The organism is Paeniglutamicibacter sp. MACA_103 (assembly GCF_045798555.1).
Classification (GTDB): Bacteria; Actinomycetota; Actinomycetes; order Actinomycetales; family Micrococcaceae; genus Paeniglutamicibacter.
Genome location: NZ_JBIXLN010000026.1, coordinates 64555 through 74340, shown reverse-complemented (window position 1 = coordinate 74340; position 9786 = coordinate 64555). Strand labels below are relative to the sequence as shown.

Annotated in this window: 10 protein-coding genes; 3 read left to right on the top strand and 7 right to left on the bottom strand. The window is 68.4% G+C overall.

The window, feature by feature from the left end:
• Positions 1-66 precede the first annotated feature (66 nt).
• Positions 67-606 carry a benzoate 1,2-dioxygenase small subunit gene (gene benB, locus ACIPVK_RS13485; protein ID WP_407612488.1) on the bottom strand — a complete coding sequence of 180 codons (540 nt, stop codon included), beginning with the start codon at positions 604-606 and terminating at the stop codon, positions 67-69.
• Positions 590-1990 (bottom strand): benzoate 1,2-dioxygenase large subunit, encoded by a 1401-nt coding sequence (benA, locus tag ACIPVK_RS13480; protein WP_407612487.1) that lies wholly within the window; start codon positions 1988-1990, stop codon positions 590-592. The genes benB and benA overlap by 17 nt, the downstream gene beginning before the upstream one ends.
• A gap of 292 nt (positions 1991-2282) precedes the next feature.
• Here benA and ACIPVK_RS13475 point away from each other — a divergent pair, with 292 nt between their 5' ends.
• Positions 2283-3581 (top strand): benzoate/H(+) symporter BenE family transporter, encoded by a 1299-nt coding sequence (locus ACIPVK_RS13475; protein ID WP_407612486.1) that lies wholly within the window; start codon positions 2283-2285, stop codon positions 3579-3581.
• 19 nt (positions 3582-3600) lie between these two features.
• On the opposite strand, the gene ACIPVK_RS13470 is transcribed toward ACIPVK_RS13475, so the two are convergent.
• Together ACIPVK_RS13470 and ACIPVK_RS13465 are read right to left on the bottom strand one after the other, a co-directional pair.
• Positions 3601-4059 carry a YkvA family protein gene (locus ACIPVK_RS13470; RefSeq protein WP_407612485.1) on the bottom strand — a complete coding sequence of 153 codons (459 nt, stop codon included), beginning with the start codon at positions 4057-4059 and terminating at the stop codon, positions 3601-3603.
• 7 nt (positions 4060-4066) lie between these two features.
• Positions 4067-4624, bottom strand: a complete 558-nt coding sequence (locus ACIPVK_RS13465; RefSeq protein WP_407612493.1) for a Chromate resistance protein ChrB — start codon at positions 4622-4624, stop codon at positions 4067-4069.
• Between the two features lie 152 nt (positions 4625-4776).
• On the opposite strand from ACIPVK_RS13465, the gene ACIPVK_RS13460 reads away from it, so the two are divergent.
• Together ACIPVK_RS13460 and ACIPVK_RS13455 are read left to right on the top strand one after the other, a co-directional pair.
• The gene (locus ACIPVK_RS13460; protein ID WP_407612484.1) at positions 4777-5139 is read left to right on the top strand and encodes an ArsR/SmtB family transcription factor; all 363 of its coding nucleotides are present in this window, start codon (positions 4777-4779) and stop codon (positions 5137-5139) included.
• Positions 5136-6230: a cation diffusion facilitator family transporter gene (locus ACIPVK_RS13455; protein ID WP_407612483.1), complete on the top strand. Its 1095-nt coding sequence runs from the start codon at positions 5136-5138 to the stop codon at positions 6228-6230. The genes ACIPVK_RS13460 and ACIPVK_RS13455 overlap by 4 nt, the downstream gene beginning before the upstream one ends.
• A gap of 18 nt (positions 6231-6248) precedes the next feature.
• Here ACIPVK_RS13455 and ACIPVK_RS13450 read toward each other — a convergent pair whose 3' ends face one another.
• Genes ACIPVK_RS13450 through ACIPVK_RS13440 form a run of 3 tightly spaced genes read right to left on the bottom strand, consistent with a single transcriptional unit; the run spans position 6249 to position 9768 of the window.
• Positions 6249-7904, bottom strand: a complete 1656-nt coding sequence (locus ACIPVK_RS13450; RefSeq protein WP_407612482.1) for a dipeptide ABC transporter ATP-binding protein — start codon at positions 7902-7904, stop codon at positions 6249-6251.
• The gene (locus ACIPVK_RS13445) at positions 7901-8794 is read right to left on the bottom strand and encodes an ABC transporter permease (protein WP_407612481.1); all 894 of its coding nucleotides are present in this window, start codon (positions 8792-8794) and stop codon (positions 7901-7903) included. The genes ACIPVK_RS13450 and ACIPVK_RS13445 overlap by 4 nt, the downstream gene beginning before the upstream one ends.
• Positions 8791-9768 (bottom strand): ABC transporter permease, encoded by a 978-nt coding sequence (locus ACIPVK_RS13440; protein WP_407612480.1) that lies wholly within the window; start codon positions 9766-9768, stop codon positions 8791-8793. Before ACIPVK_RS13440 ends, ACIPVK_RS13445 begins: the two co-directional genes overlap by 4 nt.
• Between the last annotated feature and the right edge of the window lie 18 nt (positions 9769-9786).

Genomic DNA, 9786 nt, shown 5'->3' with positions numbered 1-9786 from the left:
CCCCCCCCCCCCCCCCCCCCCCCCAACGCCGGTCCCGAAGGGCCTGGGAGAGGCCCCAGGCGGGGACTAGATGTGGTAGATGTCGACCACGTGGTGGATGTAGTCGTTCTTCAAGACGACCTTCTTGGCCATGATCACCGGCTGGGTGCCGGAGTAGTCGATCGTGTAGAAGGAGGTGCCGAAGTAGGTGTCGACGTTCTGGTAGCGGTAGTACAGCGTGAACCAGTTGAAGCGGACATCGACCTTGTCGCCGTCGACGGACACGATCTCCACGTTGGAGATGTTGTGCCCGGTGCGCGGCTCCGGCAGGGAGGTGGCCGAGGAGCGGTCGGTCTTGATGCGGAAGACGCGGTCTTCCAGGCCACCGCGGTTTGCGTAGAAGATCAGCGAGATCTCGCGCTGCGGGTCCTCGGTGAGCTTGTCGTCATCGGCCCAGGCCGGCATCCAGAAGGTGGCCTCGGGGTGGTAGCAGTCAATCCAGCGGTCGAAGTCGCGGTCGTCCAGGAAACGGGCCTCGCGGTAGAGGAACTGCGTGATGTCCTCCAGCTTGACCTCACCGGCGCCGGTCTGGATCTTGGTGATGATGGCGTTAGTGGTTGCAGTCATGGTGGTTCCCCTGTTCGGTGGTGCCGGTGGTGGTGGAGTTGGCCTCGGCGACAACCGCCTTGCGCATGGTCTCGAGCCAGTAGCCGTGCTGGATCGGGTACAGGCCCTCGTCCTCGGTGCGTGCGCCGGAGGAAATCGGCTCCAGGCCGATCTTCTTGGCGTTCTCGTCGGCGCCGGTGATCTGGTGCGCCTGGCCGCGGGAGAGGTCGTTCCACTTGGCGGCGGTTGCCAGGTAGGTCTTCTGGCAGGAGCGGAACTCTTCCAGGTCATCGGGGGTCGCCATGCCCGAGGCGTTGAAGAAGTCCTCGTACTGGCGGATGCGGTTGGCGCGGGCCTCGTCGGATTCGCCGACCGGGGCGATGCAGTAGATGGTGACCTCGGTCTTGTCGACCGCCACCGGGCGGAAGACGCGGATCTGCGAGGAGAACTGGTCCATCAGGTACACGTTCGGGTACAGGCAGAGGTTGCGCGAGACGCCGATCATCCAGTCGGCCTTGGCCTCGCCGTACTTGGCGACGAGCTCGTCGCGCTTCTCGGCGAGCGGGCGGTTGGCCGGGTCCAGCCATTCGGTCCAGAGCAGCAGGTGGCCGTTCTCGAAGGAGTAGTAGCCGCCTTCCTGCTTGTCCCAGCCGCCGGCGTCCATGGTCTTGGTGGTGTTGGTGGATTCGCCGGCGCTGCGGCGGGCCTGGGTGGCGGCGTAGTTCCAGTGGGTGGCCGAGACGTGGTAGCCGTCGGCGCCGTTTTCGGCCTGGAGCTTCCAGTTGCCGTCGTAGGTGTAGGTGGAGGAGCCGCGCAGGACCTCGAGGCCCTCGGGGGACTGGTCCACGATCATGTCGATGATCTTGGTGGATTCGCCGAGGTGCTCGGTCAGCGGCTTGACGTCCGCGTTCAGCGAGCCGAAGAGGAAGCCGCGGTAGGACTCGAAGCGGGCGACCTTGGTCAGGTCGTGGGAGCCGTCCTTGTTGAAGCCCTCCGGGTAGCCGGCGCCGCGGGAGTCCTTGACCTTGAGCAGCTTGCCGGAGTTGTTGAAGGTCCAGCCGTGGAACGGGCAGGTAAACGTGGTGCGGTTATCGGTCTTGCGGCGGCAGAGCATCGCGCCGCGGTGGCTGCACGCGTTGATGAGGGCGTTGAGCACGCCTTCCTTGTTGCGCGAGATCACGATGGGCTGGCGGCCGATGTTCGTGGTGAAGTAGTCGCCGATGTTCGGGATCTGGGATTCGTGGGCCAGGTAGATCCAGTTGCCCTCCCAGATGTGCTTCATCTCAAGCTCGAAGGTCTCTTCGTCGGTGAAGATATTTCGGTTGGCGCGGAATTCGCCGGTCTCCGGGCTGTCGACGAGTGCATCATCTAGCAGGGCCGAGACGGTATCAAGTGTTTCTGTCATGGAGTGCTCCATCCTTCGTAGCGGGCGCTGGCGCCCTGGTCCACCCGGTGGGTGGCGAAACCATGAGATACACCATGTCAGTATGTGCGTGACCTCACACTGGGCATATGCCTAGGCTTGACCCAGGGTGGTGCCCATTGAGTGGATGGAGATATCAATCACACTGATCTTGGTATTTGTCTCCGGCGTGCCCGCGCCGTAGCGTTGGGCCCCAAATGGTTCCTTCCGCGCCCGTCCGGGGGCTGCAGCCGGAAGCCGTGCCGTTTCCCTCCACCTGAAAGGCGGCTCCATCGTGCCCGAGCACAACCAGTCCGGAGCCGCGGCCCCAGGTCGGCGCCTGCGCCTGCCGAAGGTCCTGGGGGATGCCTCGATCAGCGCCATCTGCGCCGGGTTCATCGCCGTTGCGGTCTCCTATGCCGGGCCGATGCTGGTCATCATCCAGGCCGCCGAAAGGGCGGGCCTGGAGCCGGCGCAGACGGCTTCCTGGGTATGGGCCGTGTCGGTGGGCAGCGGAATCGTGGGGTTGCTCCTGAGCCTGTTCACGCGCCAGCCGGTCGTGGTTGCCTGGTCGGTCCCCGGCGCGGCGCTGCTGTTGACGGTGCTGGGCGACTACGAATTCTCTGAGGCCATCGGCGCCTACATCGTGGCCGGCGTGCTGGGGCTGGTGCTGAGCCTCAGCGGGCTGTTTGGGCGGCTGCTTGCCGCCGTTCCCCGCCCGATCCTGGCCGCGGTGCTGGCGGGAGTGCTGCTGCCCTTCGTCCTGAACGTCACCCAGGCGGTGGTTGCCTCGCCGCTGGTTGCCGGCGGATTGGTCGCGGCATATTTTGCCGGACGCCGGTTGTTCCCGAAGTACGCTGTGCCGGCGGCGCTCGTGGTCGGCGTCGTGCTGTCCATCATGTCCGGGCAGGCCCAGAGCCCCGAGCTTTCGTTCGCGCTGACCATGCCGGTGTTCACCGTGCCCGCGTTCTCGATCCAGGCCATCATGGGCATTTCCGTCCCGCTGCTCATCGTGACCATGGCCGGGCAGAACGGCCCGGGCCTGGTCATGATGCGCACCAGCGGCTACGCGCCCAACGACAGGCTGCTGCTCACGGGCACCTGCGCGGCCAGCGTGCTCTTTGCCCCGTTCGGGTCCCACGCCATCAACCTGGCCGCCATCACCGCGGGCATCTGCTGCGGGCGCGAGGCCCACGAGGACCCGGCCAAGCGGTACATCGCCGGGGCCGCCGGAGGCGTGTTCTTCATTGGCTTCGGGCTGTTCAGTGCCACGATCCTTGACCTGTTCGCCGCGGTGCCCGGCGAGCTGATCACCGCCATGGCCGGGGTCGCGCTGCTCGGTGCGCTGCAGGGGTCGCTGCTTGACATGCTCGATGCGGGTCCACACGGGCCGGCGGCCATCGAGGCCGCCGTTGTCACCCTGATTGTCACGGCCTCGGGCATTGCGCCGCTGGGCATCGTGTCCCCGTTCTGGGGCGTGCTTGCCGGTGCCGCCGTCTACCTGTTGCTGACGGTGGCCCGGCGGCGGCGCGGGAACGCCGCGGCTGCCCAGGTGGCGTCGGCCGGCGTTCCGGCCGGCAGCGGCCGGAAATAACGCCGCAGCGCAGGGGCTTTCACGATCCGGCGTCTGGCCGGGTGCTCCCGGGTTGCCGCGGCGTCGGTGCCGGCAAACCCGCGAGCTGTTCTATCAGCCGCATCCCGGCCTCGGACCCCCGCCAGTTCCTGGCCAGTGCGGCACGCCCGCTGCTGCGCACGATGAGGCGCAGCACGAGTGCCACGACCAGGACGTCGTCCGCATAGCCGATCACGGGGATGAAATCCGGGACGAGGTCGATCGGGGAGGCCAGGTAGCCCAGCAGCAGCGCCAGCATGATTCGCGGCCAGCGCTTCAGTGCCCTGTCCGCCACGAGCCGGCCCAGGAACCGCAGGACATCCGGCAACAGGCGCAAGGCATCCCCCAGCCTGACCGTGCCCGGGTTCCTGAGCGCATGGCGCCACAACAGGGCCAGCAGCGCGGCGTAGGCCAGCAAGAGCCCGCCGGCTGCCGCGAGCAGGACTTCGAGCCACGTCACTTCCGGGTCAGCCCTTGCCGGTGAGTGCGGTTTCGTCCTGCGAATCGTCATGGTGCAACCGGGCGTAAACCATCTCGGCGTACTCGTCCAGGGCCTCGCCGCAAGCCTTCAGGTGCTCCTCGGCCGCGCTGGCCTCTGGCAGGTCCAGCACATTGCGGCTCTTGAGCTCGCGGTGCCAGCGCCGCAGGCGATCCATGCTTTGTTCCTCTTCCTCGAGTTCCGCCAGCGTGAACTTTTCGATGCGGATCTCCTTGGCGATCTCGGCCTCGAATTTGCGGCAGTCGCCGCCGAACTCCTCCCACTCCTCGAGGCGCTGGGTGCGGAAGGCATAGAGCATTGCTTCATCGCCGGTCGCCCCGGCCGTGGCGGTGGAGAGCACGATGACGTCTCCGGACCCCTTGAGGGCCAGTTCCTCGACCTTCGTGACCGCTTCCTTGAAGTGCGGGGTGTCGGGGACCGTCCATACCCCTTGGGTGACGGGCGCCGCCCCGATGCGGCGCAGCTCCCGCCATACGGCGACGCGGTGTCGCGAGGTGGCTCCGGTCAGGCGAACAATCAATACCATCCATGTCATGCAGTCAGGATATACCGTTACAGAAGTAAATGTAACAAGTAGTACAAATTTGAGTTGGGGGCGAATGGTTTCCGTGGGATCGCACGGCTTCGCATGCCGTCCGGGAGCTTGATCGCACAGCCCGCTTGTGCAACTATGTGCGTATGAATGCAGATAAGAAGGCATGCACCCTGGATGCCGACAGCCAGTACGTCGAACTCGCTGTGGAAGTGTTCTCCATGCTCGCCGATGCGACCCGCGTGAGGATCATCCTGGCACTCAGGGACGGGGAGATGGCTGTCGGTGCGTTGGCGGAGCTCCTGGGCAAGACCCCGGCCTCGGTCTCGCAGCACCTGGCCAAGATGCGCCTGGCCCGGATGGTGGGCGCCCGGCAGGAGGGAACCAAGGTCCTTTACCGGCTCGAAAACGAGCACGCCCGCCAGCTGGTCGTCGACGCGATCCACCAGGCCGAACATGCCTTGGGCGGAACCCCCGCCCACCACGCACGCGGGAATCAGGCATCATGAGCACCGGCGCCGAAGCCAGGCACCACGGGCACCACGAGCATGACCACGACCGCGAGCATGACCACGACGGGCACGGGCATGACGGTCATTCCCACCGGCACCATTCGGGTTTCAAGGGGTGGCTCTTCGAACTGTTCGTCCCGCACACCCACGATTCCGCCGATTCAATCGACGGCGCCCTCGAATCGAGCATCCAGGGCATCCGCGCCCTGAAGATCAGCATGTTCATCCTGCTGGGCACCACCGTGTTGCAGCTGGCGGTGGTCATGGTCAGCGGGTCGGTGGCCCTGCTCGCCGACACCATCCACAACTTTTCCGACGCGCTCACCGCGGTCCCGCTGTGGATTGCCTTCGTCCTTGGGCGCCGGGCCGCCAACCGCCGCTACACCTTCGGCTACGGGCGGGCCGAGGACCTGGCCGGGCTGTTCATCGTCATGGTGGTGGCCCTCTCCGCCGTGGTCGCCGCCTGGCAATCCATCGACCGCCTGATCCACCCGCAACCGCTGGCGCATCTGGGCTGGGTCCTGGCCGCCGGGGTCATCGGCTTTGTCGGCAACGAGGCGGTGGCCATGTACCGCATCAGGATCGGACGGAAGATCGGTTCCGCCGCACTGGTCGCCGACGGCGTGCACGCCCGCACCGACGGATTCACCTCCCTGGCCGTCGTGTTGGGCGCGGTCGGTGCCATGCTCGGCTTCCCGCTGGCCGATCCCATCGTGGGCCTGCTCATCTCCGCTGCCATCATGGTTCTGCTCTTCGGCACGGTGCGCAGCATCGGGCGGAGGCTCATGGACGGCATCGAACCCGACCTTTTGGCCAAGGCCGAGGAGGCCTTCGACTCCGTCCCCGGGATCCTGGAAACCCCACGGATCCAGCTGCGTTGGGTGGGCCACCGCCTGCACTGCACGGCGACGGTCGTGGTGCAGGACGCGGCACTTTCCGAAGTGGAAGCAACCATCCTGGACGCGAAGCTGCGCGTCGCCCGGGCGCTGCCCAAGCTCGATGACATCCTCATTCAAACAGGCACGCGTCCGCTGGACACGGTCGGGGAATCCGCGGAATCCGGCCTCGTCCGGGAGCTCGGGAACTGAACCCGGACCTGGTCCCGCTCAGCGCCCTGGCGTTGGCCCCGGGGAGGCGGCCAGCAGGGCACGCGTGTAGGGGTGCTGCGGGTCGGTGAACACCGACTCGGTGGCGCCGGACTCCACGACTTCCCCGGCGCGCATCACCAGCACCGTATCGCTCATGTGCCTGATCACCGTGAGGTCGTGGGAAATGAAGAGGTAGCCCAGCCCGAGCCGCCGCTGCAGGTCATCGAGCAGGTCCAGCACCTGCGCCTGGATGGAGACGTCCAGGGCGGAGACCGGCTCGTCGCAGATCAGCACCCGCGGTTCCGGGGCCAGGGCGCGGGCAATGGCCAGGCGCTGGCGCTGGCCGCCCGACAGCGTGGCGGGGTTCCGCGCCGACAGCTCCTTGGCCAGGCCCACCAGCGAGAGCAGCTCCGCGATCCTGGCCGCGTGTCTGCGCGGATTGCGGGTGGCCCCGAAACTCAGCGCATCCGCCAGCACCTGCCCCACGGAATGCCGCGGGTCGAAGGAGGAAAGCGGGTCCTGGTAGATGGCGCCCAGGGACGGGCGCCGGGTTCGCCTGTGGGCCTCGGGCACCGAGCTCCAGGGCTCGCCGAAAAGCTCAACCGATCCCGTGTCCGGGGCCAGCAGCCCCAGGGCCATGCGCGCCGTGGTGGTCTTGCCCGACCCGGATTCGCCGACCACGCCCAGCGTGCGCCCGGCCAGCAGCTCGAAGTCCACGTTTTTCACCGCGGGGAAGTCCGCGGCCCCGGGGACCTTGAAGGCGCGGGACAGCGAGCGTGCGCTGAGCACCGGCCGTTGCCCGGTTTCGCCGGAAGCGACCGGTGGGCCGGCGGGTTCCGGCGCCCGAACCGCGGCGGGGGAGGCGGTGGCGGGGGAAAGCCGTGCGAAGCGGGGCTTGCCGGCCGGAACCGCCGCCAGCAATGCCTTGGTGTAGGGATGCTGGGGGTCGCCCAGGATCCGTGCGGTGGGTCCGGTTTCGACGATGCGCCCCGCCTGCATCACCGCAATGGTGTCGGCGACCTTGGAAACCGCGGACAGGTCGTGGCTGATCAGCAGCATGCCGGAGCCTGCGGCCCGCAGGCCGCCGAGCAGGTCCAGCACCGACGCGGCAATCGTGGCATCCAGCGCGGTGGTGGGCTCGTCGGCGATGACCAGGGCCGGGTCCAGGGCGATGGCCGAGGCAATCAGCGCGCGCTGGCGCATGCCCCCCGAAAGCTCGCCCGAGAGTTGTCCGGCCCGGCGCACCGGGTCGTCCAGGCCCACCGATTCCAGCAGCTCGATGACCCGTGCGGCGCGCGCGGCCCCGGAACCGGTGGAATGCAGGCGCAGGGCGTCGTCGATTTCCTTGCCGATCCTGCGCAGCGGGTCTAGGGAGGTCAGCGCGTCCTGCAGGATGAGGCCCACCTTCCGGCCGCGGATCGAGCGCCAGGCGCGTTGCGACAGGGCCCGGGCATCGACTCCGGCCACCTCCAGCGCGCCGGCGCGCACGGTGGATCCGGGACCTGCCAATCCGATCAGCGAACGCGCCGTCACGGACTTTCCGGAGCCCGATTCGCCGACCAGCGCCAGGCATTCGCCCGGGTTGACGGTGAAGGAAACATCCAAGACAACTGGGGTTTCACCGAAGGAGACGTCGAGGTTCTCGACCCGCAGCAGCGGTGCCGGTGCACTCATCGGGGACCTGCAGCTTTCAGTGCACGGGAAAGCACGGTGGAGGCCGCCGCCACCAACACGATGGCCAGGCCCGGGAAGAACGTCATCCACCAGGCCAGGGCCAGGTAGGTGCGCCCGGCCGAGAGCATCGCGCCCCACTCCGGGGCCGGCGGCGGGGCGCCCAGGCCCAGGAAGCTCAGCGATGCGGCCCAGACCACTGCCTGGCCCAGGCCCAGGGTGCCCAGCACCGCGATCGGTGCCAGTGCGTTGGGCAGGATGTGGATTCCCAGGATCCTTGCGCGCGAGCGCCCCAGCACCGTGGCGGCCTCGACCATGGGCGAGGTGCGCAGGGCAATGACCTGGGCGCGGATCATCCGCGCATACCCCGGTGCGGTGGTCAGCCCCACCGCCACCACCGTGGTTCCCACGCCCGGTCCGGCCAGGGCAATGAACACCAGGGCCAGCAGCAGGCCGGGCAGCGCAAAGAGCACCTCCAGGACCCGGCCGACCCCGAAGTCCAGCCACTTGCCGCCGAATCCGGCAATCGTGCCCAGCACCAGGGCCAGACCCAGGCCGATCGCGGTCGCCGCGGCCCCGATCAGCAGCGACGGCCTGGCGCCGTGGATGATGCGCGAGTAGATGTCGCGCCCGGATTCGTCGGTGCCCAGCAGGTGCTTGGATCCGGGAGGCGAGAACGCGTCGGCGGGGTTGATGGCGAGCGGGTCGTAGGGGGCCAGCAGGTCCGGGAGCAGCGCCGCGAGCAGGAAGAAGGCCAGCACGGCGGCACCAAGCAGCAGCGGCACCCGGGCGGCCAGCGCCCGCAACCCCCGGGTTCCCGGCGCCGGCCGTTTCGCGGCGTGCGGGGCCAACACCGGGTCGCCGGGGCTCAGCTCGTGCTTGTCAAGGCTCATGATCCGCCCATCCTGGGGTCCGCCAGGCGCTCGGCCAGGTCGGAGCAGGCCATGATCACCACGTAGGCGGCGGCCGAGAGCAGGGCGACGCCGGTGACCATGGGGATGTCGCGGGCGGTGACGGCCGAGAGCAGTGAGCGGCCCAGTCCCGGCCGGGCAAAAATGGATTCCACGACGACCGCGCCGGAAAGCAGCGAGCCGAATGCCCAGCCGGACAGGGCGATGCCCGGCAGCGCCGCGTGGCGGAGGCTGTGGCGCAACAGCACCCCGGTCTCCGATTCCCCGCGGGCCCGGGCCGAGAGTGCAAAGGGGGAGCGGTGCGCCGCGTTCAGGGTGTCACGCATGACCTGGCCCAGGAACCCGGCCAGCGGCAGGGCCAGGGTGGCCACCGGCAGCACCAGCCCGGCGGGGGCGTTGGTGCTCACCGGGGGCAGCCAGCCCAGGGCGGTGGCAAAGAGCATGATCAGCACGCTGGCGAGCCAGAAGTGCGGGACGGCGGCCGAGACGATTTCCAGACCCGAGGCCAAGGCAGAGCCCAGGGCGCCGCTGCGCGTGGAGAGCACCGCGACCACCAGTGCCAACACCCAGGCCACGAGAAGGGCCAGCACCGCAAGGACGAGTGTGGGCGGCACGAGCTCGCCGAGCACCTCTGCCACCGGGGATTTCAGCGAGTAGGAGGTGCCCAGGTCCCCGGTGGCCAGGCGCCACAATTGGCTGAAATATTGCACGTACAGCGGCAGGTCCAGACCGTAGTCGGCCCGCGCCTGGGCCAGGGCCTCGGCCGAGGCCTGGGAGCCGGGCCCGCCCATGATCGCCTCGGCCGGGTCGCCGGGAATCATCCGGATGCCGAAGAAGATCGCGGTGGCCACGGCCCAGAGCACGAACACTCCGCCGCCGATCTTGCCCAGCACCCAGCGGGCGGCCGCCCCGGGGAACCGGGTCGACCGCCGGCCGGCAAGGGTGCTCTGGCTCATCGACGGAGAGGGGGTTTC